This window comes from Pandoraea sp. (genome assembly GCF_004297875.1).
Classification (GTDB): Bacteria; Pseudomonadota; Gammaproteobacteria; order Burkholderiales; family Burkholderiaceae; genus Pandoraea.
This window is the reverse complement of record NZ_SCSK01000025.1, coordinates 1-26783: the sequence shown is the minus strand read 5'-3', so window position 1 is coordinate 26783 and position 26783 is coordinate 1. Positions and strand designations below refer to the sequence as shown.

Genomic DNA, 26783 nt, shown 5'->3' with positions numbered 1-26783 from the left:
CAGGTCGTACTGGGTCGGGTAGATGCTCTTGTCCGACTCCGCCGCCTTGATCAGCGAGCGGATCGCCGTGGGCGCGGTGTAGAAGATCGACACCTTGTGGCGCGCGATCATGTCCCAGAAGCGCCCCGCGTTCGGGTAGGTCGGTACCCCTTCGAATACGATTTGGGTGGCCCCCACCGCCAGCGGCCCATAGGCGATATAGGTATGGCCGGTGACCCAGCCGATATCGGCGGTGCACCAGAACACGTCGCTGGGCTTGATATCGAAGGTCCACTGCATGGTCAGCGAGGCCCACAGCAAATATCCGCCCGAGCTGTGCTGCACGCCCTTGGGTTTGCCGGTCGAGCCCGATGTGTACAGAATGAACAGCGGATGCTCGGCGCCCACCCACTCCGGCTCGCACTGATCCGACTGGCCCGCGCTCAGCTCGTGCATCCACACGTCGCGCCCGGCCTGCATAGCGGCCGCGCCGCCCGTGCGACGGTATACGATGACCGTGTGCAGCGCATTGCAGCCGCCCAGCGCCAGCGCCTCGTCGACGACGTTCTTGAGCGGCAGCGCGCGGCCACCGCGCATCTGTTCGTCGGCCGTGATCACCGCCACCGCCCCCGCATCGATGATGCGCTCGTTGAGCGACTTGGCCGAAAAACCCGCAAACACCACCGAATGGGTCGCGCCGATGCGCGCGCAGGCCTGCATCGCCACCACGCCTTCGATCGACATCGGCATGTAGATCACCACCCGGTCGCCCTTCTTGATGCCGCGCGACTTGAGCGCATTGGCAAAGCGGCAGACCCGCTGGTGCAGCTCCCGGTAGCTCACCGGCGTACTCGTGCCGTCGTCCGCCTCGAAGATGATCGCTGTCTTCTCGGCATTGCCGTTCTGCAGGTTACGGTCGAGGCAGTTATAGGAGACGTTCAGTTGGCCGTCTTCGAACCACGTGTAGAAAGGCGCATTGGATTGGTCCAGCACCTTGGTGAACGGCTTGTGCCAGGCAACGTTCTCGCGCGCCAGACGCGCCCAGAACCCTTCATGATCGCGCTCGGCCTCGGCGCACATCGCCTGGTACGCCGCCATGCCGGAGATATTGGCCTGCGCGACCAGTGCCTGCGGCGGCGCAAACACGCGTTGCTCATGCATTACAGATTCGATGGATGCCATGATTGTCTTTAAAAAACGATAGCTTGCGAATTACCCCTCGACAACGAGCGATAAGGAAAATAAGCGGCGGCGGCTTTATGCCGCCGCCTCGACCGGATGCCTTTCCAGCCACGCGATCTCCTCGTCCGTATAGAGTCGCGAGCGCGTCAGAAAGCGCAGGCCGGTGCGTCCTTCAAGCGAAAACATGCCGCCGGCGCCAGGCACCACGTCGATGATCAGTTGCGTATGCGCCCAGTACTCGAACTGCGATTCGCTCATGTAAAAAGGCGCACCGCCGATGGCTCCCAGCTTGACGTCCGACGCGCCCACCATGAAATCGCCGCACGGATAGCACATCGGCGCGCTGCCGTCGCAACAGCCGCCGGATTGGTGAAACATGACATCGCCATGCTCACGGCGAAGCCTGGCGATCAATTCAAGTGCCGCAGGCGTGGCCACCACGCGCGCCACCATGGATTCATTCATTGCAATTTTCCGATCCCTGTCGAAGCATCCGGGCCCGCCGCGAACGCACTCGGTAATCGATTGCGTTCGCGGTTCGGTGGGCCGCTCGCGCGGCACGCGTCCGGTCAGAAGAACCCCAGCGCCTTCGGGCTGTAGCTCACCAGCAGATTCTTGGTTTGCTGATAGTGGTCGAGCATCATCTTGTGATTCTCGCGACCGATGCCCGACTGCTTGTAGCCGCCGAATGCCGCGTGGGCGGGGTAGGCGTGATAGCAATTGGTCCACACTCGCCCGGCCTGAATCTCCCGGCCCATGCGATAGGCGCGCGTGCCATCGCGCGTCCACACGCCGGCTCCGAGGCCGTACAACGTGTCGTTGGCGATCTCGAGCGCTTCCTCTTCCGTTTTGAAAGTTGTCACCGACACCACCGGGCCGAAAATTTCTTCCTGGAAAATGCGCATCTTATTGTTCCCAAGGAACACCGTCGGCTTGATGTAGTAGCCGTCTTTCAATTCCCCCTCGAGCTGATTTCGCTCGCCGCCGATCAGGCATTGAGCGCCTTCCTGCTTGCCAAGATCGATATACGACAGAATTTTTTCGAGCTGCTCCTCGGACGCCTGTGCACCGATCATGGTGGTGCGATCGAGCGGATGCCCCTGCTTGATCGCGGCCACCCGTTTGAGCGCTCGCTCCATGAAACGGTCATAGATCGATTCTTGAATCAGCACGCGCGACGGACACGTGCATACCTCCCCCTGGTTCAGGGCGAACATCGCGAAACCTTCGAGCGCCTTGTCGAAATAATCGTCGTCGCGCTCGAGCACATCGGCAAAGAAAATGTTCGGACTCTTGCCGCCCAGCTCCAACGTAACCGGAATGATGTTCTGGCTGGCGTATTGCATGATCAGCCGGCCCGTCGTGGTTTCGCCAGTGAATGCGATCTTGGCGATGCGCTTGCTGGTGGCCAGCGGTTTGCCGGCCTCCAGGCCAAAGCCGTTGACCACATTGAGCACGCCCGGCGGCAAAAGATCCTGAATCAACTCCACCATCACCAGAATCGAAGCCGGCGTTTGCTCGGCCGGCTTGAGTACCACGCAATTGCCTGCTGCCAATGCCGGCGCCAGCTTCCAGGTCGCCATCAGAATCGGGAAATTCCACGGAATGATTTGCCCGACCACGCCGAGCGGCTCGTGGAAATGATAGGCCACCGTGCTGTCGTCGATTTCGCAGACCGAACCCTCCTGGGCGCGAATGCAGCCGGCGAAGTAGCGGAAATGGTCGATCGCGAGCGGGATGTCGGCCGCCAGGGTCTCCCGCAGCGGCTTGCCATTGTCGATCGTCTCGGCCACGGCCAGCCGAGTCAAGTTCTGCTCCATCCGGTCGGCGATCCGGTTCAACAGAACGGCACGCTCGGCGGGGCTGGTACGCGACCAGGCGCGTTTGGCCAGATGCGCGGCATCCAGTGCGAGATTGATATCGGCCTCTGTCGAACGCGGCACGCTGCAAAAAGCTTTGCCGGTCAGCGGCGAGACGTTTTCAAAGTACTCGCCGGTCGTAGGCTCGACCCAAGCGCCGCCGATAAAGTTGCCGTATTCCTTCTTGTAAGGGAATTCGATATCCAGGAATTTCATTTCCGAGTGGTTCATGGTGTCTCCTATGGGAAGGTTGCTTGCTTCGTATAGCGATGGGAATCAGGGGACGGCGCGCTCGGCAATATCCTGATCCGTCGTCTGTATCGCAAGTCAACTCACGCAAATTGCATGCCACGGCCGAATCGCCGGCCGATGGGAGGCCGCGTGCCGGTGTGCGGGCGTACCTCGCGGATATGACCAAAACGCCAGCTGTCGCGAGATGGAACAGATGTGTCGTTTTGCAACAGGACACGACGGCGCCGGCATGAACAGGCCTGAATCGGTTGTCGACGAAACCGTGTTAACCCTGACGGATTCGGGACGACAAAAGTCTATGCTTGAAATTTAAGCAATGTTAGAGTCGAATCCCGACCCGCCGCCGCCGACCTTCCCGCCCCGAGGGAAGCGTCGCAATCCAGCTTCTGAAGAAACCGGCATGCTTCGAATGGACACACCGCCCTCCCAGGATGGAGCAAATCTTGCTAGAGATGACGCGTTGTCATCTCCGCGGGAGGAGCTCATGATCGACCAGTCGCACGAGCGCTCCGTCTCATTCGGTCTGTCAGAGACCATGAAGCCGGACTACGATTTGCTCGGCCAGCATGAATTGCGTCTGCAACTGGCGCGCAACCGCGTGCTGCACGCCCACGCCGCGCCGGTCATGGAATCGCTGCACGAACAGATCGCCAATACGCAGAGCATGGTCGTGCTCACCGATCCTCAGGGCCTCATTCTGATGTCGCTGGGCGACGACGATTTTCTGAGCCGCGCGGAAAAAGTGGCATTGAAGCCGGGCGCGCTGTGGAGCGAGGAGTTCCAGGGCACCAATGCGATCGGCACCGCAATCGCCGAAATGGCGCCGACCACCGTACACGGCGATCAGCACTTCCTGCGCGCCAATCACTTCCTGACCTGCTCGAGCGTACCGATCATCGGTCCATGCGGGAAGTTGGCGGGCGTGCTCGACGTCACTGGAGATCATCGAAGCTATCATCGCCATACCATGGCGCTGGTGCGCATGTCGGCGCAAATGATAGAGAATCAGTTGTTCGCCAACGCTTTTCCGGAAGCATTTCTGGTTCGGTTTCACGGCCGCCATGAGTTTCTCGGCACACTGATGGAAGGCATCGCCGCCTTCTCGCGCGACGGCCGCTTCCTGTCCGCCAATCGCAGCGCGCAATTCCAGCTCGGCTTGAGTCTTGCCGCGCTAGGTGCCCACACGTTCTCGTCGTTATTCGGCATCACGCCATCGGCAGTATTCGATCATTACCGCACGGCGCAGCCCGGGCTCTTGAAGCTCTGCCTGAATAACGGCGTTCGGGTCTTCGGCAAGGCCGAATTTCAATACACCGGATTGACCTTGCCGACGAGCATCGCTGCGCCCGAACCCGCGCCTTCGCAAGCCGCGTCGGATGACGGAACGAATGCCGCAAAAATGCGAATGCGCCTGTCCAGCCTGCGCTATCTGGACACCGGCGATCCACAGATCACCGCCTTGATCGACAAGCTACGCAAGGTAATCGGCAAAGACATTTCGATCATGATCACCGGCGAAACGGGCACCGGCAAAGAGTTGCTGGCGCGCGCGATCCACAACGACTCGCCGCGGCGCAGCGGGCCGTTCGTCGCCGTCAATTGCGCATCGATTCCGGAAACACTGATCGAATCGGAACTGTTCGGCTATGAAGAGGGCGCTTTTTCCGGCGCTCGCAGAAAAGGCGGCACGGGGCGGGTGCTGCAGGCCAACGGGGGCACGCTGTTTCTCGACGAGATCGGCGACATGCCGATTTCATTGCAGGCGCGCTTGCTGCGCGTCTTGCAAGAGCGCGTCGTGACGCCCTTGGGCAGCACCAAATCGATCGCCGTCAATGTCGCCATCATCTGTGCGACGAACCGTAATTTACGCGAGATGATTCGGACCGGCTCGTTCCGGGAAGACCTGTACTATCGGCTCAACGGCATGGTTGCCAGACTACCGCCGCTGCGCGAGCGCGGCGATCTGGAAATCGTCATCGCCAAGATCCTGCACGACGATCTCAATGTCGAGCGTCGCCTGCATATCGACCCTGAGGTAATGGGCTTGTTTCGCCGCTACCATTGGCCGGGGAATTTCCGTCAGTTGAGCAATGTGCTGCGCACCGCCGCGGCCATCGTCGACGACGACGGCCATATTCGCCGCGAGCATTTGCCGGATGACTTCCTGGAGGATCTGTCGGACATCCCCGCCGCGCCAGTCATGCAATTGCCGTCCGGCAACACCCGCCTCGACGAACTGGAAGTATCGGCCATCGCGGCTGCCTTGCGCCAGCATCAAGGCAACGTTTCCGCAGTCGCTCGTATGCTGGGCGTCTCCCGCAATACCATCTATCGCAAAATGCAGGCGCTTCAACTGCAGGGCAAGACCGACGCCTGAGCCCGGCGCGGGGCGCTCACGGCCGCTTCGATGGCGTGCCGCAAGGCATCGCGCATGGCAGGGCCGGCCACCGTGTGACCCGCCTCGACCCAGGTGACTTGCAGCGCAGGCCAGCATGCCTGCAGCCGGCGCAATCCGGCCGGCGGGCAGACCCGATCGCGCATCCCGTGAATCGCCATGGCGAGCCCTTCCCAACGCCTGAGCGCTGCGGCCAACGCCAATATCCCACGCGGCCCAAGGCCACCGAGGCGCGCCAGCAGATGCGCCTGTATCCGATATTTGCAGCATGCCGCAGGCCGCAGCCGTCGAGGCCCGGTCATCGGGGATGGCATCTCCAGCAACGCGCGTTCTCGCGCCTGCCAAGCTGCGGCCAGCCGATGCGCGACAGTCGGTGTGTCAAATTGGAACGCATGTGCCCAATTGTGCAACACTCGTGTCACCGGTGCTCGCACGGCGCTGCGCCTGGCCACGCTGTGCCTGGACTTCAAGCGGCGACGCGGCGCGAAAAAATATCGCAGATCCGCCTGGCTCGCCGTAAATGTGCCGCGCAGCACCAGCGCACGCACCGCACCAGGACACCGCGCCGCATACGCCAAGGCCAGCGTCGCGCCCCACGAGCCGCCCACCACCACCCACGAGGCGATATTCAATGCGCGACGAATGCGCTCGAGGTCGGCAATCAGATGCGGCACGCCATTTCGGCGCGTGCATCCGCGTGGTCGCGACAGGCCGGCGCCGCGCTGATCGGGCAGCACCAGGCGCACCTGCCGCAGATCGACCCAGTCCGCCATGGCAGGCGAACAACCGCTGCCGGGGCCGCCGTGCAAAACGACCACCGGAACGCCTTGCGGGTTGCCCATCGTGCGCACCGATAGCCGATGCCCATCGAGGGTACGCATCACCAGACGAGACGAGGCAGGCGTTTCCGGCATGGATTTTGCTGGTTTAGGCATGACTTGCTAATGGCGGTTGATTGGCAGTCCGGCAATACAAACACTTTCCATGCCAACCCGATTCACAGGAGGAACATCATGCAGTGGACCACACCAGCGTATACCGATTTGCGCTTTGGATTTGAAATCACGATGTATATCGCCAATCGTTAAACGGAACCGGGCCGCGAGGCACTTCACCGGTCAGCGGCCCGTCATCATCATGCAACTCAAGGTATTGGGTTCTTCAGCCGGCGGCGGCTTTCCTCAATGGAATTGCAATTGCCGCAATTGCCGGGCGGTGCGGCGTGCGGACCCCGCCGTGACAGCCCGCACGCAGTCGTCGATTTGCGTGAGCGAAAACGGCTCGGACTGGGTACTCATCAATGCGTCGCCCGATATCCTGCAGCAGGTTCGCACCACGCCAGAATTGTGCCCGGCCAGGGCGCCGCGCGACAGCGGTATCGCTGCGGTCATGCTGATCGACGCTCAGATCGACCACACCGCGGGGCTGCTGCTGCTGCGGGAGCGCACCGCACCGCTGCCGCTATACGCCACCGAGCCGGTCTGGCAGGACCTGAGCACCCGCTTCCCGATCGGTCCGATGCTCGATCATTACTGCGGTGTCGATCATCACTCGATACCGCTCGAAGGCGCGCCATTTCACGTGGCAGGCCTGGACGCCACGAGTTTCACGGCGATCCCGCTCGAGAGCGCTGCGCCGCCCTACTCGCCCCACCGGCATGCGCCCGAGCCGGGCGACAACATCGGGCTGCTCATACGCAATGAAAGTACGGGCCGGCAGGCGTTCTACGCACCCGGTCTGGGCCGGATCGACGCGCGAACGCGCGAAGCGATGCAAGGCGCGGATCTGCTGCTGGTCGACGGCACATTCTGGCGCGACGACGAAATGCAGCGTCTTGGCCTGTCGCCGAAGAGCGCCGCCGAGATGGGCCATTTGGCGCAAAGCGGCCCGCACGGCATGATCTCGCACCTGGACGCGCTGGCCTCGGATACGTGCCGCAAGGTTCTGATCCATATCAACAACACCAATCCGATCCTGCGCGACGACAGCCCGGAGCGCGCCGAATTGGCGCGCCACGGCATCGAGGTCGCGCACGACGGCATGACATTCAACTTTTGACGCTCGCCATGGACATTTTCGAGGAAGCCAGTGAGTTTCGGCCTTGGAGCCGGGTCGACTTCGAGGCGCGCTTGCGCGCCAAGGGCGGCCGCTATCATATTCACCACCCGTTCAACGTGCGGCTCAATGGCGGTCGCTGCACGCGCGAGCAGGTCCGCGGCTGGGTGGCCAACCGCTTCTACTATCAGATCAGCATTCCGCGCAAGGACGCCGCGATTCTGGCCAATTGCCCCGATCGCGAAGTCCGCCGCCAATGGATCGTGCGGCTGCTGGATCACGATGGCTGGGAGGACAACGCCGGGGGCATCGAGGCATGGGCCTGTCTGGGCGAGGCCGTCGGGCTGGACCGAGATACGCTCTGGTCGCAGGAACTGGTATTGCCCAGCGTTCGCTTCGCGGTGGACGCGTATGTGAATTTCGCGCGCCAGGCGCCATGGCAGGAGGGCGTGTGCTCGTCGCTCACGGAAATGTTCGCGCCGCAGATTCATCTCGACCGATTGGCAGGCTGGCCAACCTTCTATCCGTGGATTGCCGCCGAGGGACTGAATTACTTCCGCTCCCGCGTGTCGCTGGCGCAGCGCGATGTCGAACATGGTTTGCAGGTCACGCTCGATCATTTCCGTACCTTCGAGCAGCAGCAACGCGCTCTGGATATCCTGCAGTTCAAGCTCGATATCCTTTGGAGCATGCTCGACGCGATCGAACTGGCCTATCCGGAAAGAGGCGCGGTATGAGCGCGAATGCTCCGTGTCTGCAGCAGGGGTTTCGCCTGCAATGGGAAGAGGTCCAGCAAGCCTATGTGCTGCTCTACCCCGAGGGCATGGTCCGCCTGAACGACGGCGCGGCCCAGATCCTCAAGCGCTGTGACGGTTTGCGCTCGCCGGCCCAGATCATCGGTGAACTGGAGGCGCTCTTTGTCGATCAGCCCATTGCCGCCGACGTAAAAACATTCATCGAGCACGCAACCACGCGCGGCTGGCTCGGTTAGCCGGGTGCCGAACACATAGCGAGCGGAGCTGGCCGGCGCAAAGCGCGCCTTTTAGCGCGCCGGCGGCGCCGCTCGCGCCCACTTGGAGGTGCCGTCATGACAATCACCACTGCCGATCCTTGCGAGCCAGCGATGGTCCGGCCGGGACCGCCGCTCTGGCTGCTGGCGGAGTTGACCTATCGATGCCCGCTGCACTGCCCCTTTTGCTACAACCCAACCGACCACATTCGCTATCGCGATGAGCTGACCACCGATCAATGGATCGACGTGCTGCGCCAGGCGCGCGCACTCGGTGCGGCGCAACTCGGCTTTTCCGGCGGCGAGCCATTGCTGCGGGACGATCTCGAAGTGCTGGTCGACGCTGCGCATCGGCTCGGCTTTTATACCAATCTGATCACCTCCGGAGTCGGGCTCACCGAGCAACGTCTTGGCGCGCTCAAGCACGCCGGACTCGATCACATCCAGCTCTCATTCCAGGACGCGACGCGCGAACTCAACGATTTTCTGAGCAGTACCAAGACCTTCGAGTTGAAGAGCCGGGTCGCTCGTCTGATCAAGCGCCATGGTTACCCGATGGTGCTCAATTGCGTGCTGCATCGGCACAATCTGCCGCACGTCGATAAAATCATCGAAATGGCCCTGGAGATGCAAGCCGATTATCTGGAGCTGGCCAACACCCAGTACTACGGCTGGGGCCTGGTCAACCGCGCGCAATTGATGCCCGACGCGGCTCAGTTGCGCGAGGCGGAAGCCGTCGTCAATGCCTACCGCGCCCGCATCGGCCAGCGATGCCGCATTCTTTTCGTCGTGCCCGATTATTTCGAGAGCCGCCCCAAGGCCTGCATGAGCGGATGGGGCAGTGTCTTCCTGGCTGTAGCACCCGACGGCAGCGCGTTGCCCTGCCACGCGGCGCGCGTGATTCCCGGTCTGTCGTTCCCGAATGTCGCCGCGACACCGCTATCGGATATCTGGTATCACAGCGATGCCTTCAACGCCTTTCGCGGCGACGCCTGGATGAAGGAGCCTTGCGGCAGTTGCGACGAACGCAAGCAGGATTTCGGCGGGTGCCGCTGCCAGGCCTACCAGTTGACGGGCGACGCGCGCGACGCAGATCCGGTTTGCGCCAAATCACCGGAGCACGGCGTCGTCGAGCATGCGGTTCAGTTCGCCGCGGGACAGCGCCGCGAATCCCGCGAAGCGCCGCTGATCTTTCGCAGCGACGCCAATGCCGCGCGGCTACACCCTTCGCTCGCCCCGGACTAACGCACCGATCCGCTGCGCGCGGTTTCCCGCTTTGTCGACCCGATCCCGCGCGCGGCTGCCGCTTTGCCTCGGGCAGCGGCGCGCGGTTGGCTCGCGTCACGCCACAACGGTCCTGGCGAAGCGCTTACATCGCCGCATGGGACTCAAGCAACGCCTGGCTCTTCAGCGCCTTGGCCGCGGTCAGTTTCGAAGTGCCGGACTGATAGCCATTGCGCATCAGCAAAAACGCCATCACGTCGGCGTAATCCTGCGCCTTCAACTTTCCCGGCTGATCGGCCGGCATGTTCGACTGCATGTAATTGAAGATCCCGCTAAGCGTCAGACTGGAGCCCGTGGCAGGCGCGAACGCCGGTCCCTGAAGCGCTGGCCCGACATTGCCCTGTAATTGAGCACCGTGGCATTTGGCGCAGTTCGCAGCATAGACGTCATGCCCGTGCAATGCCTGCGCCTGGGTAAACGACGGCCCCATGATATCCGCCTGCCCCGCGGCCGCGGCCACGCGCAGCAGCGACGGTTTTCGATTGCCAACGAAATGCGCGGAGCGGTCGAGCGCGGCAAAAGCATGCGAGGCAATCACGCGATCAGGGCCGGCATCGCGAGCGTCCGACGCGGTCGATGTTTTGGCGTTGCCGGCGGCGATGCGCCATGTTTCGGTCAACCTGGCGAGCGCGCCAGTGGCCGCCATTTGCTCGAGTTCCGCATCGAAGCGCTTGCGCAGCGCCGCATTGCGCTGGCCGAACATCATCACCAAATCCCAGTGGCCATAATCGGAAGCCACCGCACGCACCTTGAACCGCACCTGCGGATGTTCGTGCTGATAAGCCACGATCGCCGGATACCACGCGATGCCGCGTTGTGCCTTGCCCGATGCGACGGCCGCCACGGTATCTTCCGTGGTGACTTCGAAGTTCAGCAAAGCGCCTTTTTCACGTACCGCAATGAGTTGTGCCGGACTGCCGTAGGTCACCGCAAGCCGGCCCGCCTTATCGCGCTTGGCCCCGGCATCCTGCCGCCGGAACGCTGCGTAGCCAGTACGCAAATAGGGGCGCGACAACAACACACCATCGTGCACGGCATCGGCAACGTTCGAGCGCGGGAAGCCGGCAACGATATCGCATTTGTTTTTGAGGATCCCGCCCAGCGCACCGAGCGAGATACCGTCGTCATCGCCTTCGCGTATGGCATGGGGCATGGCGACAGCCCGCATGCCGATATGTTGGAGCACCGCGGACACCACCTGCGTATCCAGCGCCACGGACGGACTGCCGGGAAACATGCAAACCCTGACGTCGGCGGCCCGCGCCAGGCTCATGCCCCAGGCAGCCAGTCCCAATGCGAGCGCGCAAGTCATCCGTTTCAATGGAGTTTTCTTCATGACGACACCTTCAGTTATCAACGACATGGCGATGCGCACGCCGCGGGCCGCCGCATGCCGAACGACACAGCGGCCCCGGCGATCAAAGCATCAGCCTTTCTTCAAAGCGAACACATACAGGGTGCCGCCGCGCGGAACATGCTCGGCGATCTTGGCCATCGGTCCGCCCCAGATCGGGTTGGCGCCGCCATAGCCCGCCAATACCGCCACATACTCGGTGCCGTCGACTTCGAACACCGACGGTTGCGCGATCACGCCACTGGCCAGTTGCGGGCTCTCCCACAGCACCTTGCCGTTCTTCTGATCAAAGGCATAGAGATGGCCGTTGAGCGAGCCGCTGAACACCAGGCCGCCGGCCGTGCTGGCCACCCCGCCGTTCCACGGCAGCTTGCTCCAATGGCTCCACACTTTCTTGCCGGTATTGACGTCGATGGCCTGCAGTTCGCCATACCCCTTGCTGCCCGGCTCCGGCCGAATTTCGAACCCTTCACCCAGGTATGGCAACCCCTGCATGTATGTCACTGCCTTGCCCGACATCGTCATGCACGCATGCAGCGACGGCACGAATGCCAGGTGCGTGGTGGGATCGTAAGACACCGACCACCAGTTCTTGCCGCCCAGGAAGCTGGGGCACGTCTCGATGGTCGTGCCGACTTTCGGATAATGCTTCTGATTCTGGATCGGCACGCCGGCGGCGGTATATCCGGTCACGGAGGTCGCCTTGACGAACGGCTTCGCGTAAATCAGCTTGCCGTTGGTCCGGTCGATGGCATGGATATAGCCGTTGCGGTCGGCATGAATGATGGCCTCGTAATGCTTGCCTTTATACGTGATGTTCGCCAGCACCGGCGTGTTGACGCCGTCATAATCCCAGGTGTCGTGCGACGTATATTGAAAGTGCCACTTGAGATCGCCATTCGCCGGATCGAGCGCCAGCAGCGAATCCGAATACAGGTTCTTGCCGGGCCGCATATCGGCCAGCCACGGACCGGGATTGCCGACGCCCCAGAACAACGTATTGGTTTTGACGTCGTAGGTGCCGGTCAGCCACGCCGGCGAACCTGCGTGCTGGTACATGCCGTTCGGCCAGGTGTTGCCGCCCTTCTCATTCGGCGCCGGCACGGTCCAGCGCTTCCATTGAATCTCGCCGTTGGCTGGATTCAGGGCCGCGATAAACCCGCGTGCGCCGTACTCGCCGCCGGAGCTGCCCACGATGATCGAGTCTTTCAGGGCCAGCGGCGCGAGCGTGAACGCATAGCCGATTCCCGGTTCGAACAATTGCTTTTCCCACACGACTTTCCCGCTCTGCGCATCGAGCGCCACCACCTGTCCGCTGAGCATCGCCACATAGACGTTCTTGCCGTACAGCGCGACACCGCGGTTCACCACGTCGCAGCAGGCGGTCTTGAATGACAGGCTGGTCAGCTTGGGATCGTAGGTCCACAGCTCCTTGCCCGTTTTGGCGTCGAACGCATAGACGTGATCTTTCGGCGTGGTCACGAACATGTAGTTGCCGTTGACGATCGGCGTTGCCTCGAAGCCTTGTTGCAACTCGGCAGGAAATTTATAACTCCAGACTTGCTGAAGATCCTTGGCCGTGGCCGTATTGATTTGCTTGAGCGGCGAATTGCTCTGGCCCGTGTACGAGCGGTAGTAAGTCAGCCACCCCGGATCGGCCTGGGCCGACGTCAGCCGGTCATAGGTCACGGCGGGATAGTCGGCCGTCTGGGCCGACGCCGCTCCGATCGCCAGGCCGCTGGCCAGCAACACGCCGGCCAACGCCCACTTTGGGTTAATGATTGAAATAAATCGATTCATTGAAGTCTCCTGATTCTGATTTGAATGCAGTACACAGGCTGCGGTGCCGCATCCTATGAAGGCAAATCCCATGCCACCGCGCAATTCGCCGGATGAGCTGGCATCCGCGCATGCGGCGGTCGGTGCCGTGTTCTTTTGTGGAACAAGTGCCTGGGTTCATCTGTTGCAAAACGGATCAAATGGTCAGAGCTGGCGGCGCTTAGAAGAACATGATGCCGCCGACCGAAACGCCGTTCAGGCGCGCTGTCTTGCCGCTCGTGTCTTCGGACCGGGTCTGGCCGACTTCGCCCACGAGGGTGATGCTTTTTGTAATCGCGTAATAGGCGCCGAGCGTGAGATTGCTGTTGTAGCGAATCGCATCGGCAGCGCTGGCCAGGCTCCGGCTCACGCCATAGTTCACGCCGAGCTTGAGCTTGTCGGTGGGCTGATAGGATGCTTGCACGAGATAGTTGAACCCGCGCACGTCGCCCTGATCGCCGTCGGACAAGATGCCGAGCCCACGCCCCGTTTGCACGTTGCCGAGCAGGCCGAAGCGTCCGAGCGTGGCCGAGGCCCCGGTTTCGAAAGCGGCTTCAGTAAAATCGCTGGAGGTGGCGTCGGCATAGAATTTCTGCGCTTTGGCTCCCAGCCAGGTTTTCCAGTTGGCCCGCGAATACGACAGTTGGGCCTGAAATTGCGGCATGCTTCCCGCCTTCGAGCCGGTACCGCTGTCGACCGGGCTGACGAGCGCGAACTGCCCCTGCAAGCCATGGACCGTCGGCGACGTGTAGGCGAACTGGCCATAGGTCCCCAAATAGGTATATCCGGAGCCGATATGGCCAAGCGCGACGCGGCCGTTTTGCGTAGCCTGCACCGGTGCGCCCGCCCCCAGCAGCGTCATATCCCCGAGAATGGCGTTCGAGCCGAAGATGCCGTAGTCGCGCCCGAGCTTGAAGGTGCCGATATCCGCGTTGCCGATCGTCAAAAAGCCCTGGCGCACGTCGACCGCGCTGTTGGCTGCGATGGCGCTGCCGGTTGCCACCGCCGCGGAGATGCCGATGGTGCCTTGCACGTCGTAGTCGCCCTGATGCGACTTGACCGTCGTGATGAGCGAGTTCGGCAGCAGGCCGTTGCCGATGACCGTGGCGCTGCCGCGCCCGTTGCATCCCAGCGCCCGGCCCGCGAGCGCGGTGCCGGCGACGTTGTCGCCCGAGCATCCTACCGACGTGTAGTAGGCATTGATATTGCCGCCGATGGAAACCGTCCAGTCGCCGGCCTGAATATCGACCGCTTGCGCGTTTTGCACCGCCTGGGCCGCGCAAACCAGGATGGCTGCCTTAACAATCCGTTTCATTATTGTCCCCTCCGTCAAATAATTGATATGCCGAAATTTCGGCCAGAGGGTGTCAGCAATATCCATGCCGCCGGTACACGCCGCGATTGGTCAACAGCGCATGGCAAAGTGTCGCGAGCGGGCAGGGGCCGAGGCCAGAGCACGCACTGAAGCGCCGTCACAAGGCTTCGGCACGCGGATCGGCGATGGCGCGAGAGGTCGCGCCGCAAGTGCCCTGTCTCTCATTTTTATACGCTCGCCCCGCTTTGGCCTGCATGACAACGCACGGTCTGTTTTCTCGCGGCCTGTGCCGCTTCGTTGCGTTTCGTCACACGTTGCGTGTCATTTCAACACACCCATGTTGCCGCCGCGCCTCGACGTGGCATCGTTTTTGCTCTCCCTCGGGTGATCTGAACCTGGACCACGACACGAGAGGAAGACAGGATGAGGCGCTGCATCACTCCACCGAACTGGACACCTATGGCCCTGGCGCTGGGCAGTCTGCTCAGTGCGCTGCCGGTGCCAGCCGCCCGCGCACACAGCGCCGCGCTGACCGATGTGCCGTCGCTGGCTACCACCGTGGTGATCGACACGACGCCGCTGGCCGGCCTGGGGGTCCCGCTGGATCGGATACCGGCGAACGTCCAAGTCATGAGCGGCGCGAAGTTGAGGGCTCAGCACCACGCCAGTCTCACCGATTATTTCAGTGACAATCTGACCAGCGTCGAGATTCATTCGAGCCAGGGGAATCCCTATCAACCGGACGTCGATTACCGGGGTTTCACCGCATCGCCGCTGCTCGGCATGCCGCAGGGCTTGTCGGTATTCCAGGATGGCGTGCGCATCAACGAGCCGTTCGGCGACGTGGTCAATTGGGATCTGTTGCCGCAATCGGCCATCAAAAGCGTGCAGATTATTCCCGGCTCGAACCCGCTGTTCGGGCTCAATACGCTAGGCGGGGCGTTGGCCATTGCCACCCGCAGCGGACGCGACAGTCCAGGCGGCGCGGCCGAGGTCACCGGCGGGTCGTTCGGACGCCGAGGCGTCGAATTCGAGCAAGGCGGACGGCACGGCAAGCTCGATTACTTTCTCACCCTCAACGACGAGCGCGATGGCGGCTGGTCCGATCACAACGCCAGCCGCATCAGGCAGTTATTCGGCAAGCTTGGCTACGCCGATGAAAACAACTCGATCGCCCTGAGCCTGAGCGCGGCAGATAACGATTTGCAGGGCGCGCAAACCATCCCGCGCTCCTTTCTCGACAATTTTCGGCAAGCCTACACCTACCCCGACCTGAATCTGAATCGCGCGACGTTGTTCAATCTGAGCGGCACGCATTTTTTCAACGACCAGGTTCAGCTGAACGCCAATGCCTATTACCGCTCATATCGCAATCAAAACCTCAGCAGCAACGTCAACGGCGACTATGGCGCCATCGGCCCTCTCAGCGGTCGGCCCGATACCGTCGAAGCCAACAATGCGATTTCGGCCATCGACCAGCAAAGCTATGGCTTCGGCCTGCAATTGACTTTACTCGGCCAACTGGCCGGCATGCCGAATCAGTTCGTGGCGGGCACCAGCGGCGACTTCGCCAACAGCCGCTTCTCGCAATCGAGCCAGGATGCGCAATTCACGCCGGACCGCAACACCGTCGGGATTGGCGACTATGCGTTGCGCACCGACGCAAAAACACATAACGTCGACATTGGCCTATTCATGACCGATACGCTGTCGCTGAGCGACAGGGTGACGCTGACCGCGTCGGCCCGCTACGACCATGCGCAAGTCGATATCGCCGATCAGACCGGCCGGCAGCCGCTGCTCGACGGCAACCATTCGTTCTCCCGCCTGAACCCCGCGTTAGGCGTGACTTTCAATCCGACACCCCGATTGTCGGCGTACGCGGCCTATAACGAGGGCATGCGCTCACCTACCGCCATCGAACTCGCGTGCGCCGACCCGGCCGCGCCCTGCTCGTTGCCGAACGATTTCATCGCGGATCCGGCCCTGCGGCCGGTCATTGCCAAAACCGTCGAACTGGGCTTGCGCGGCAAGCTCGGCGCGGCGTCATCCTGGCACGTCTCGGTCTACCGCGCCGCGCTGCTCGACGATATCGCATTCGTCAGCAGCAGCGCCGCCGCCTCATCGGGCTATTTCCAGAATGTCGGGCAAACCCGTCGACAGGGCGTGGAGGCGCAGTTAAGCACGCGCTCCGGATCGGTGGGTGTGACAGCGAGCTATAGCTATATCGCCGCGACCTATCGGACCGCATTTACCGAGCGCAGCCCGAGCAATTCGAGCGCCGACGCAAACGGCAATATCGTTGTTCGACCTGGCGACCGAATGCCCGGCATCCCGGACAGCATATTCAAGCTGCGGCTTGATTACGCCGTAACGCCAAGCTGGCACGCCGGCGCCAACCTGAGCTATCGCAGCGCGATCTTCGCGCGCGGCGACGAAAACAACCGGGACATCAACGGCAGGATTGCGGGTTACGCGGTCGTCGATCTGGACACGACTTTTCGCGCAACCCGCAGCCTGACGCTGTTCGCGCGCGTCAACAACTTATTCGACAAGCGCTATGCGAATTTCGGCAGCCTGGGACAGAATTTCTTCAACGGCCCCGGCCATACCTTCAGCGGCAACGACGTCACGAACGAACAATTCCTCAGTCCGGGCGCGCCGCGCGGCATTTGGGTCGGTCTGCGCTACGCATGGCGCTAAGCCGGTCGCAGCGCTCACTCGCGGTGCGCCTGCGCAACCTCTCGAAAACGCTGCTCGAGCGCGCCAAGCGCCTCGTTTAGCAGCTGCAGTTGCTGTGCGGACAGCACCGCCAGCGAATCCCGGTAAAACGCCGTGCGGCGCGGCAGCGCCTCGTCGACCACGGCGCGGCCCTGCGGGGTCAGCGTGACATTGGTCAGTCGATTGTCCTGCGCATCGGTGGCGCGACTGACCCAGCCCTGTGCCTCCATCGCCTTGAGCTGGCGCGTCAGCGACGCCGGGTCGATGCGGACTTGCTCGACCAGCAGCTTCTGCGAACATTGGCCCTGCTCGTACAGCGCCAGCAGGATCCGCCAGCGCGGCAATGCATGACCGACCTGCGCGTCGAAGGCCGCCATCATCGCGCGGTAGGTGCGCCCCAGTTGCTGCACGGCGTTGAGCCTCTCGTGTTCGGTGGGCATCCTCACTCCCCCATCTGCGGGGATACTTTCGCGCCGCGCGACAAACGAATGGCCGGCACCCTGCGCACCCACCAGAGTGAAATGATCGTCACGACCAGCCCCAGCATCAGGCCGGAGTGAACCGCGGCGACCAGCGACAGCCGAGCTGCCTCGATCAGCGGCTCGCCGTTCTTGCCGGCCTGCTGCAGCAGGTCGATGAAGCTTTTCTGGGCCTGCGGGTTGACCAGGATCTGTGGGTCGTCGAGCTTGGGCAGCCACTGCATGGCGCCGCTGGCCGCGAGCGACGCGCGCACGCCGCTGAGATAACTGTGCGTCACCAGCGTGCCCACCAGCGCGGTGCCGAGCATGCCGCCGATCATGCGCAGCGATTGCAGCAGCGCGGTGGCGATCCCCAGATTGGCGCGCCCCGACACCTCCTGCGCGAAGACGGTCAGGTTCGGCATCACGAAACCCAGACCCAGGCCGCCGACCAGCATATCGATCGCAATCAGGCTGTGCGAGGTCCAGCGATGCGTGAGCACCATGCCCACGCACGACAGCGTGAGCAGCGCGTTGCCGATGTAGAGCATGGCATTCGGGTTGGGAAGACGCGTGACGATGCGGCCGTTGATGATGCTGCCCACGGTGATGCACACCACCATCGGCGTAATCAGCAGCCCGGCGTCCTTGGGCGACAAGCCGAAGCCGCCCTGCATCAGCAGCGGCGCGTAGAACAGGATCGCGAACAGCGTAAAGCCGGAAAACAGCGACAGCGTGAACAACGCCGACAGACTGGGGTTGCGAAACATCTCGAACGGCAACAGCGGCTGCGCGCAGCGCTGCTCCCAGTGATACAGCGCAACGAATGCAACGATGCTGGCCACCGCCAACAGGGCGACTGTCGCGCTCAGGCCGTCCTTGGGCAGGAATTCGACCAGCAATTGCAGCCCGCCCAACGCGACGGTAATGAGTATCACGCCGGGCCAATCGAGCCGGATGCCTTCATGCGCGGTCTGGCGCAGGTGAGGCAGGTGCCGCACGACGAACCACAGGCCCAGGATGCCCACAGGCAAGTTGACGTAAAACACCGAACGCCAGCCGTAGTACTCGGTAAGGAACCCGCCCAGCGAAGGTCCCACCGCGTTGGCGATGCCGAACGCCGAACTCAGCATGACCTGCCACTGCAGGCGCACGTGAGCATCGGGAAACAGGTCGGGGATGCAGGCGAACGCGGTGCCGACCAGCATGCCGCCGCCGATGCCCTGCAGCGCGCGCGCGAGCACCAGAAACAGCATGCTGTTGGCCATGCCGCACAGCACCGAAGCCAGCGTAAACACCAGAATGGCGGCGACCACGAAAGGCTTGCGCCCGTAGTAGTCGCCCAGCCGGCCGAACACCGGCACGGTAATCACGGAAGTCAGCAGGTACGAGGTCGCGACCCACGCATACAGGTCGAAACCCTTGAGTTCGGCAACCACCGTCGGCAGCGCCGTGCCGACCACGGTCTGGTCGAGCGCCACCATCATGGTGACGAAACACACGCCCAGCATGGCCATGACGGACTGGCGAAACGGCAGTACCTGGCCGCTCGAATGCGGGGTAAGAGGGGGGGTGGGGGCCATTCTATAGATCAATCAACAATTGATAAGTCAATCATTCTACGCCTCGCCGGCGAATTTTGCAGCAAACGCTTAAAAGTGCTGTGCGATATGAACAACAACGGCGGCAGCACTGCCGCGGCGGCGGCTTGCACTACACTGGAGGCAACGCCGCGCCATACCGGCGCGGCATAGTCGCCAATTGAGGAGCCGCCCGATGACATCCTTGATCCTGAATATCGTCGGTCCCGACAAACCGGGGCTGGTCAGCGCCGTTTCCGAACAGGCCGCGGCGTTCGGCGCCAACTGGATGGAGAGCCGCATGATCAACCTGGCCGGGCAATTTGCCGGCATCGTGCATTTGCAAATCGAGCCGACGCAAGCCGACGCGCTGATCGCCGCCCTGCTGGCGCTGGACTCGCCCGAATTGCGCGTGTTCGTCACGCTCGGCGAGACCGCCCCGGCAGCGCCGGCGCGCTTGCTGGCGCTCGATCTGGTAGGCCAGGACCGGCCGGGCATCGTCAAGGAAATTTCGCGCCTGCTGGCCGAGCGCGGTGTCAGCATCGAGGAATTGAATACCGAGTGCGTCAGCGGCCCGCAAGCAGGCGGCACGTTGTTCCGCGCCACCGCGCGCCTGCTGGTGCCGGCCGCGCTGGAGCCCGATACGCTGCAACGTGCGCTGGAGAGTCTGGCCGACGATCTGATGGTCGACGTGACGTTCGATCACGCCGCTCCGGACGTGCTCACGGCCCACTAGGGGTCGGCTCGAAAGTCTCGATTTCACCCAGCGCCTTCAGGGTCACCGACAGCATCGCCAGATCGGCGGGACCTGCCGCATGCTGGTCGGCCGCCAGGCGTCGGTAGCGCCCCAGCGGTTCTTCGCGCTGGTTGTGCCAGGCTTCGATCAGCACGAGCGCATCGTCGCCTTGCGGCGACAATCGCAACACCGAGCGCGTCAGCCCCCGCTTGACTTGCGCCAGCGTCTCGAACAGCGCGGCGCGTGCCAGCATCTGCCAATGCGTGCGGGACGGCAAGGCCGCAATGCCGTCATGCAGCCATGCGTAACCGAGCAACTGGTCGAGCGCGAAATAAACGCTCGCGCTCACGCGCAAACTACGCCCGCTGGCCGCGGCGACTTCGGCGATGTCGAGCGTCGCCACCAGCGCCTCGGTGCTGGCCAGTTGCAAAGCCAGCGCATCCGGCACGCCGCCCTCGACCAGCGAAGCCTGACGCTGCGCCAGTGCGCGAGCCTCGTCCTCGACCAGCAAGCCGCCGAGTGCCGGCGCCAGCTCGGCGACGGCCGCGCCGAAGTCCTCGATCACACGCGACACCTCGCCGCCCACCGCGTGATGGTGCAGAAACCATAGGGTTGCGCGTTCGAGCAACAGGCTGGTATCGGCGAACATCGCCGCCTGCGCCTCGTGGCCGACGCGATCGTCCAGCGCGTCGATCGCCTGCCATACGTCGTCCAGGCGAAACACGGCGCGGGCGATCAGGCTCGCGCGCACCACCTGGGCCGGCTCGGCCCCAGTCTCCTCCACCATGCGGTGCACGAAGGTCACGCCAGCGCGATTGACCAGCGCATTGGCCAGCATGGTCGCCAGTATTTCGCGCCGCAACGGGTGACGCGTCATCGCCTGGGCAAAGCGGCTGTGCAGCGGCTGCGGAAAATACAGCGGCAAGTCCCGGGCCACGAAAGGCGTTTCGAGCAGTTCCGATGCGAGCAACAGGTCGGATAGCCACATCTTGCTGTAGGCCATCAGTACCGCGCGTTCTGGCGACGTCAGTCCTTGGCTGGCGGCGCGGCGCCGCTCGATCTCGTCGTCGCCCGGCAGGAACTCGATGGCGCGGTTCAGGCGGCCCTCGCGCTCGAGCATCGTCATCAAACGCGCCTCGGCGTCGAGCCAGGCGGGGGCGCGATCGCGCGCCAGCGACAGCGCGCGAGTCTGATAGTAGTTGTCGCGCAGCACCAGCTCGCCCACTTCGTCGGTCATGCTCGCCAGCAACGCATTGCGCTGCTTGAGCGTCATTTCACCGTCGGCCACCACCAGCCCGAGAAGAATCTTGATGTTGACTTCGTGATCCGAACAATCTACACCGGCGGAATTGTCGATCGCATCGGTATTGATACGGCCGCCGCGCTGCGCGAACTCGATGCGGCCGAACTGCGTGCAGCCCAGATTGCCGCCCTCGGCCACCACCTTGCAGCGCAAGTCGGCACCGTCGACGCGCACCGCGTCGTTGGCCCGATCGCCAACCTGCGCGTGACTCTCGTGCGATGCCTTGACGTAGGTGCCGATGCCGCCGTTATAAAAGAGGTCGACCGGCGCCCTGAGTATCGCGCGAATCAGATCGGCCGGCGCCAGTTCGGCTTCGCTCACCCCCAGTGCCGCACGCACCTGCGGCGACAGCACGATCGATTTGACGGTACGCGCGAACACGCCGCCGCCTGGCGAGATCGCCGCGCGATCGTAATCGTTCCAGCTCGAGCGCGGCAGCTTGAACAGGCGCTCGCGCTCGGCGAAGCTCACCTGCGGGTCGGGCGCGGGGTCGAGGAAGATGTGGCGATGGTCGAATGCCGCCACCAGGCGGATATGACGTGAGAGCAGCATCGCATTGCCGAAAACGTCGCCGGACATGTCGCCGATGCCCACCACCGTGAAGTCGGTTTGCTGGGTGTCGACGCCCATTTCGCGAAAATGCCGCTTGACCGATTCCCATGCGCCGCGCGCGGTGATCCCCATTTTCTTGTGGTCGTAACCGACCGAGCCGCCGGAGGCGAAGGCGTCGTCGAGCCAGAAACCGTATTCGGCGGAAATCGCGTTGGCATAGTCCGAGAAGGTGGCCGTGCCTTTGTCGGCAGCCACCACCAGATACGGGTCATCGGGATCGAACCGCACTACGTCGGGCGGCGGCACCAGCCGGCCCTCGACCAGATTGTCGGTCAGATCGAGCAGGCCGCGCAGGAACGTCTGGTAGCACGCCACGCCCTCCTTCAGATACGCTTCGCGCTCGGCAGGCGCCTGCTTGACGACGAAGCCCCCCTTCGAGCCGACCGGCACGATCACGGTGTTCTTCACCATCTGCGCCTTGACCAGCCCGAGCACCTCGGTGCGGAAATCCTCGCGCCGGTCGGACCAGCGCAGGCCGCCGCGCGCGACCTTGCCGCCGCGCAGATGCACCCCTTCGACGCGCGGCGAGTACACCCAGATCTCGAACATGGGCTTCGGCTCGGGCAAGCCGGGGACGCGCGCCGGATCGAATTTGAGCGACAAGTACGGTTTGGGAGCATGCTCCGCCGTGCGCTGGAAATCGTTGGTGCGCAAGGTCGCTTCGAGCACGCCCAGGAACTGCCGCAGGATACGGTCTTCATCGAGATTGGGCACGTCGTCCAGCGCCGCGGCAATCTGCTGCTGCAGGTCCTGCACGCGGGCCTCGCGCGCGGCGGCATGAGTCTCGCCCATGGCCGGGTCAAAGCGCGCCTGGAACAGCGAAACCAGCAGCCTCGCAATCGCCGGGTTACCGGTCAGGGCCCGCTCCATGTACGCGTCGCTGAAGGTCGAGCCGATCTGCCGCATGTACCTCGCATAGGCACGCAGGATACGCACTTCCGGCCACCTCAGGCCGGCCCGCAGCACCAGGCGGTTCAGGCCGTCGTTCTCCACGTCGCCCGCCCAGATCCGCGCGAACGCCTCCTCGAACAGCGGCTTGATATGCATCAGGTCGACCTCGGCGCCGTCCGCGCTTTGCATGCCGAAGTCGTGGATCCAGATTGGCTCGGCGTCGTGAGGCTCGATCCGGTAAGGGCGCTCCTCGTTGACCAGCACCCCCAGATGCTCGAGCATCGGCAAGCTGCGCGACAGCGCGATCGGGCGCCCGACCTGGTAAATCTTGAAGCGCAACGTGCCGGGCGGCGCCTCGATCGGGCGGTACAAATGCATCGCCAACGCGTCGTCGCGCGCACCCGCCTGGGACACGATCTGCTCCATCAGCAGGATGTCGTGCACCGCGCCGCGCGCGGCATAATCCTCCCGAAAGCCCGCCGGGAAGGAACCGCCATAGCGATGCAGCAGCCGATTGCCCTGCTCCTCGCCACAGCGCTCGAGCAGCGCATCGGCCAATTCGTCCTGCCAGCGCCGCGCGGCCTGCACGATGCGCGCCTCCAGGTCGCGCACGTCGACCTCCGGCACCTGGCCCGGCTCGGTACGCACGGTAATGTGAATGCGGGCAAGCATCGACTCCGAGAGCAGCGGCGTGAATTCGACGCCGCTGCCCTGATACGCCGTTTGCAGCAATTGCTGAATGCGCAGGCGCAGGTCGGTATTGAACTTCTCGCGCGGCACGAACACCAGGCACGAGACGAAGCGGTCGAAGCGGTCGCGCCGCACGAACAGGCGCGTGCGCTGCCGCTCCTGCAAGCGCAGGATGCCCATCGCAATCTCGAACAGCGTGTCGCTATCGATCTGAAACAGCTCGTCGCGCGGATACTGCTCCAGAATCGTCTGCAGCGATTTGGCCAGATGCCCCTTGGGCAAAAAGCCGGCGCGCTGCACGACGGCCGCCACCTTGCGCCTGACCAGCGGAATCTCGCCGGTCGGCTCCATATACGCGCTCGACGTATAAAGGCCGAGAAAACGCCGCTCGCCGCACACCTTGCCGGCGGCATCGAACAGCTTCACCCCGACGTAATCGAGGTACCCGGGCCGGTGCACGGTCGCCCGGGAATTGGCCTTGGTCAGAAAAATCGGCGAGGCATCTGCGATCACCCGGATCGCTTCGGGCGCCAGCGCGGTGCGCTCGGCCGCGCCCGGCGCGCGCAACGCTTCGCGCAGAATGCCGAAGCCCGCCGACTGGGCCGGCTGCAGATAGAACGCGTCGCCCTCCGACACCAGTTGATAGTCCCGCTGCCCAAGGAAGGTGAAGTGATCGTCGATCATCCACGTCAAAAAGGCCCGCGCCTCTGTGATTTCCTCACGCTCGGCCGGCGTGCGCGCCGACTCGCTCGCGCGCGCGCTCAACGCCGCGACGGCCTGCTCCGCGGCGCCGCGCATCTGCGGCCAGTCCTCGACCGCGGCGCGCACGTCGCCCAGGACCTTGGCGATACCGGCATGCAGCGCCTGCAGGCGCGCAGCCTCGGTACAGCGATCGACCTCGAGGTGAATGTAGGACTCCAGCCGGCCGGCGTCAGCCGGCGCGCCGCCCGAATCCTCCTCCCGATTGGGTGTGCTGCTCGGCGCCGCCCGCCGGCGCTGGCCGTCGGCATCGCGCCAGACGCGAAACACCGGGTGGAACGCGGAATGCAGCGCCAGGCCCAGCCGATTGATTTCGGTGGTTACGGAATCCACCAGGAATGGCATATCGTCGTTGACGATCTCGACCACGGTATGTTCGCAATACCAGCCGGATTGCTCGACGTCCGGGTTATAGACGCGGATACGCGCGTTACCGGACGGAAAGGTCTGCGCCAGTTGCCAGTGCGCCATCGCGGCGCCATAGAGATCCGGCACGGCGCGGCTCATCACGTCGTCCGCGTCGGCCTGGCTGAAATAATGGCGCAGAAAGACTTCAAACGCGGCCGGCGCCGCGCCGTCGCGCTCGCGGGCAAAAGCCACCGCCTCCTCGAGCCGTTGCGCTACTTTGTCTTCTGATCGTGCTGGTTTCATGCCGGCTCCCGATCTCACGCGTGCCGGACAGTGCGGTGCCATCCGGATCGAATCATGAGCCCCCTGCCCCGTCGATCCTACTCCCCGCATCGTGACGGCGCAATGCGCGCCGCACGCGCCATGCCCGTTCGCCCCCGACGGTTTTCGGATTTGCCTTATGGTCAGGCGGCGAACAGCGCCCGACAATGAACCGTCAATTCGCGAAACCTCCTTGGTGGTGCATTGCACAGGATCACCGCCAACTTCGCCCGCAACCGACTTCCCCTCGGTTGCGGGCTTTTTTTTATTCCGGCACTCGGCGCTATACTCCCACGCAGTCACGCGCGCCGATCCGACTGAGCGTCACCACCGTTCCTTGCCTGCTGTTCTTCGGATGCGGCGCGGCGAATCCGCGCCCGCGACGCCCGGATTCAATTCGCCTGGAGTCTGCATGCAAACTATTCGAATCGGCGGCGGCGCCGGTTACTCAGGAGACCGCATTGAACCTGCGATCGAGCTGGCCGAACATGGCCGGCTCGATTACCTGATGTTCGAATGCCTGGCCGAACGCACCATCGCGCTGGCCCAGCAGGCCAAATTGAAGGACCCGGGCCAGGGTTACGATCCGCTGCTGGCCGAGCGCATGGGTGCCGTGCTGCGGCCATGCCATGCCAATCGCGTCAAGATCGTCACCAACATGGGTGCGGCCAATCCGCTGGCCGCCGCCGCGCTGGTGCGGGATATTGCGCGCGAACTCGGTTTGCCGCGCCTGAAGATCGCCGCCATCTCCGGCGACGACGTACTGGACGCGCTGCGCGCCGGCAGCTTCGTGCTGCACGACAGCGGCGCGCCCGTGAGTTCGCTGGGCGAGCGCATCGTCTCGGCCAACGCCTACCTCGGCGCCCAGCCGATCGCCGAGGCGCTCCGCGCCGGCGCCGACGTGGTCATCACCGGGCGCGTGGCCGACCCCGCGCTGGCACTGGGCCCGCTGATCCACGCCTTCGGCTGGCCGATGGACGACTGGCGCCTGATGGGGGCCGGCACGCTGGCCGGGCATTTGCTCGAGTGCGCCGGCCAGGTCACCGGCGGGTACTTCGCCGATCCCGGCAAGAAGGACGTCGCCGGCCTCGCTCGACTGGGGTTTCCGATTGCCGAGATCGCGCGCGACGGCACCTTTGAACTCACCAAGGTCGCGGGCTCGGGCGGCGCGCTCACCGAGGCGACCTGCAAGGAACAGCTGCTCTACGAAATTCACGACCCCACGCGCTATCTGACACCGGACGTGGTGGCTGACTTTTCTCGCGTCACCGTGCGTCAGGCCGGCGCCGACCGCGTGGCAATCGCGGGCGGCGGCGGCAGCCCCCGGCCGGACACGCTCAAGGTATCGGTCGGCTACCTCGACAGCTACATCGGCGAAGGCCAGATTTCCTACGCGGGGCCGAACGCCGTCGCACGCGGCAGGCTGGCGCTGCAGATCGTCGCCGAACGTCTCGCGCTGATCGGCGTACGTCATACGGAAATGCGCGCCGAGCTGATCGGCGTCGATGCGCTGCATGGCGCGGCGCTCTCGCGCAGCAGCGGCGAGCCCTACGAGGTACGCGCCCGCGTGGCCGCGCGCACCGAATCGCTGCGCGATGCGGTACGCATCGGCAATGAGGTCGAGGCCCTGTTGACCTGCGGGCCGGCGGGCGGCGGGGGCGCATTCAAGGCCGCGCGCGAGGTCATCGCGGTACAGTCGACCCTGATTCCGCGCGAGCTCGCCAAGCCTGCGATCGACTTTCTGGAGATGTAATGGATGCCTCCCTCCCTACGGGGATTGAAACTGGGACTGGAGTACGGAGATGAAGAACGTGGCTGTTCTGTGGAGTTGTCTTGCGGCGATCGCAAGGTGGACCCTCGAA

The 26783-nt window shown here is 63.6% G+C and carries 19 protein-coding genes; 9 read left to right on the top strand and 10 right to left on the bottom strand.

The features are described from left to right. The 3 genes from EPN80_RS07480 to adh form a co-directional block, all read right to left on the bottom strand. Window positions 1-1161 (bottom strand): AMP-binding protein (locus tag EPN80_RS07480; protein ID WP_293025329.1); only part of this gene is annotated, 1161 nt, incomplete at its 3' end. A gap of 75 nt (window positions 1162-1236) precedes the next feature. Further along, window positions 1237-1626 (bottom strand): DUF779 domain-containing protein, encoded by a 390-nt coding sequence (locus tag EPN80_RS07475; protein ID WP_293025327.1) that lies wholly within the window; start codon window positions 1624-1626, stop codon window positions 1237-1239. A 104-nt stretch (window positions 1627-1730) separates the two neighbouring features. Further along, complete coding sequence (adh, locus tag EPN80_RS07470; protein ID WP_293025325.1) at window positions 1731-3251, bottom strand: aldehyde dehydrogenase; 1521 nt, start codon at window positions 3249-3251, stop codon at window positions 1731-1733. A 505-nt stretch (window positions 3252-3756) separates the two neighbouring features. Here adh and EPN80_RS07465 point away from each other — a divergent pair. After that, complete coding sequence (locus EPN80_RS07465) at window positions 3757-5649, top strand: sigma-54-dependent Fis family transcriptional regulator (RefSeq protein ID WP_293025323.1); 1893 nt, start codon at window positions 3757-3759, stop codon at window positions 5647-5649. On the opposite strand, the gene EPN80_RS07460 is transcribed toward EPN80_RS07465, so the two are convergent. Continuing rightward, a complete protein-coding gene (locus tag EPN80_RS07460) occupies window positions 5622-6581 on the bottom strand; it encodes an alpha/beta fold hydrolase (protein ID WP_293025321.1) in 960 nt (319 codons plus the stop codon). The genes EPN80_RS07465 and EPN80_RS07460 overlap by 28 nt on opposite strands. A gap of 99 nt (window positions 6582-6680) precedes the next feature. On the opposite strand from EPN80_RS07460, the gene pqqA reads away from it, so the two are divergent. From pqqA to pqqE, 5 genes are all read left to right on the top strand, one after another. Next, on the top strand, window positions 6681-6755 hold the full coding sequence (gene pqqA, locus EPN80_RS07455; protein WP_006410019.1) for a pyrroloquinoline quinone precursor peptide PqqA: 75 nt from the start codon (window positions 6681-6683) through the stop codon (window positions 6753-6755). A 49-nt stretch (window positions 6756-6804) separates the two neighbouring features. Further along, entirely contained in the window at window positions 6805-7725 is a 921-nt protein-coding gene (gene pqqB / locus EPN80_RS07450; protein ID WP_293025319.1) for a pyrroloquinoline quinone biosynthesis protein PqqB, read from the top strand. An 8-nt stretch (window positions 7726-7733) separates the two neighbouring features. Further along, on the top strand, window positions 7734-8459 hold the full coding sequence (gene pqqC, locus EPN80_RS07445; RefSeq protein WP_293025318.1) for a pyrroloquinoline-quinone synthase PqqC: 726 nt from the start codon (window positions 7734-7736) through the stop codon (window positions 8457-8459). Continuing rightward, the gene (pqqD, locus tag EPN80_RS07440) at window positions 8456-8713 is read left to right on the top strand and encodes a pyrroloquinoline quinone biosynthesis peptide chaperone PqqD (RefSeq protein ID WP_047215051.1); all 258 of its coding nucleotides are present in this window, start codon (window positions 8456-8458) and stop codon (window positions 8711-8713) included. The genes pqqC and pqqD overlap by 4 nt, the downstream gene beginning before the upstream one ends. Window positions 8714-8809: 96 nt before the next feature. Next, on the top strand, window positions 8810-9976 hold the full coding sequence (pqqE, locus tag EPN80_RS07435; protein ID WP_293025315.1) for a pyrroloquinoline quinone biosynthesis protein PqqE: 1167 nt from the start codon (window positions 8810-8812) through the stop codon (window positions 9974-9976). Between the two features lie 124 nt (window positions 9977-10100). On the opposite strand, the gene EPN80_RS07430 is transcribed toward pqqE, so the two are convergent. The 3 genes from EPN80_RS07430 to EPN80_RS07420 all read right to left on the bottom strand — a co-directional run bounded on the left by EPN80_RS07430 (window position 10101) and on the right by EPN80_RS07420 (window position 14502). Then, entirely contained in the window at window positions 10101-11351 is a 1251-nt protein-coding gene (locus EPN80_RS07430) for a c-type cytochrome (protein WP_293025313.1), read from the bottom strand. 90 nt (window positions 11352-11441) lie between these two features. Then, window positions 11442-13169 carry a methanol/ethanol family PQQ-dependent dehydrogenase gene (locus EPN80_RS07425; protein ID WP_047215054.1) on the bottom strand — a complete coding sequence of 576 codons (1728 nt, stop codon included), beginning with the start codon at window positions 13167-13169 and terminating at the stop codon, window positions 11442-11444. Window positions 13170-13368: 199 nt separating this feature from the next. Further along, on the bottom strand, window positions 13369-14502 hold the full coding sequence (locus EPN80_RS07420; RefSeq protein WP_047215055.1) for a porin: 1134 nt from the start codon (window positions 14500-14502) through the stop codon (window positions 13369-13371). 423 nt (window positions 14503-14925) lie between these two features. Between EPN80_RS07420 and EPN80_RS07415 the strand changes: the two genes are divergently transcribed. Continuing rightward, on the top strand, window positions 14926-17205 hold the full coding sequence (locus tag EPN80_RS07415) for a TonB-dependent receptor (RefSeq protein ID WP_293025309.1): 2280 nt from the start codon (window positions 14926-14928) through the stop codon (window positions 17203-17205). Window positions 17206-17219: 14 nt separating this feature from the next. Here the strand turns inward: EPN80_RS07415 and EPN80_RS07410 are convergent, their stop codons facing one another. Both EPN80_RS07410 and EPN80_RS07405 read right to left on the bottom strand, forming a co-directional pair. Continuing rightward, a complete protein-coding gene (locus tag EPN80_RS07410) occupies window positions 17220-17663 on the bottom strand; it encodes a MarR family transcriptional regulator (RefSeq protein WP_293025307.1) in 444 nt (147 codons plus the stop codon). A 2-nt stretch (window positions 17664-17665) separates the two neighbouring features. Then, complete coding sequence (locus EPN80_RS07405) at window positions 17666-19264, bottom strand: MFS transporter (protein WP_293025305.1); 1599 nt, start codon at window positions 19262-19264, stop codon at window positions 17666-17668. 193 nt (window positions 19265-19457) lie between these two features. Here EPN80_RS07405 and EPN80_RS07400 point away from each other — a divergent pair, with 193 nt between their 5' ends. Further along, window positions 19458-19997 (top strand): ACT domain-containing protein, encoded by a 540-nt coding sequence (locus EPN80_RS07400; protein ID WP_293025303.1) that lies wholly within the window; start codon window positions 19458-19460, stop codon window positions 19995-19997. On the opposite strand, the gene EPN80_RS07395 is transcribed toward EPN80_RS07400, so the two are convergent. Next, window positions 19984-24903 carry an NAD-glutamate dehydrogenase gene (locus tag EPN80_RS07395; RefSeq protein ID WP_293025301.1) on the bottom strand — a complete coding sequence of 1640 codons (4920 nt, stop codon included), beginning with the start codon at window positions 24901-24903 and terminating at the stop codon, window positions 19984-19986. The genes EPN80_RS07400 and EPN80_RS07395 overlap by 14 nt on opposite strands. A 430-nt stretch (window positions 24904-25333) precedes the next feature. Here EPN80_RS07395 and EPN80_RS07390 point away from each other — a divergent pair, with 430 nt between their 5' ends. Further along, window positions 25334-26674, top strand: a complete 1341-nt coding sequence (locus EPN80_RS07390; RefSeq protein ID WP_293025299.1) for an acyclic terpene utilization AtuA family protein — start codon at window positions 25334-25336, stop codon at window positions 26672-26674. Window positions 26675-26783 lie beyond the last annotated feature (109 nt).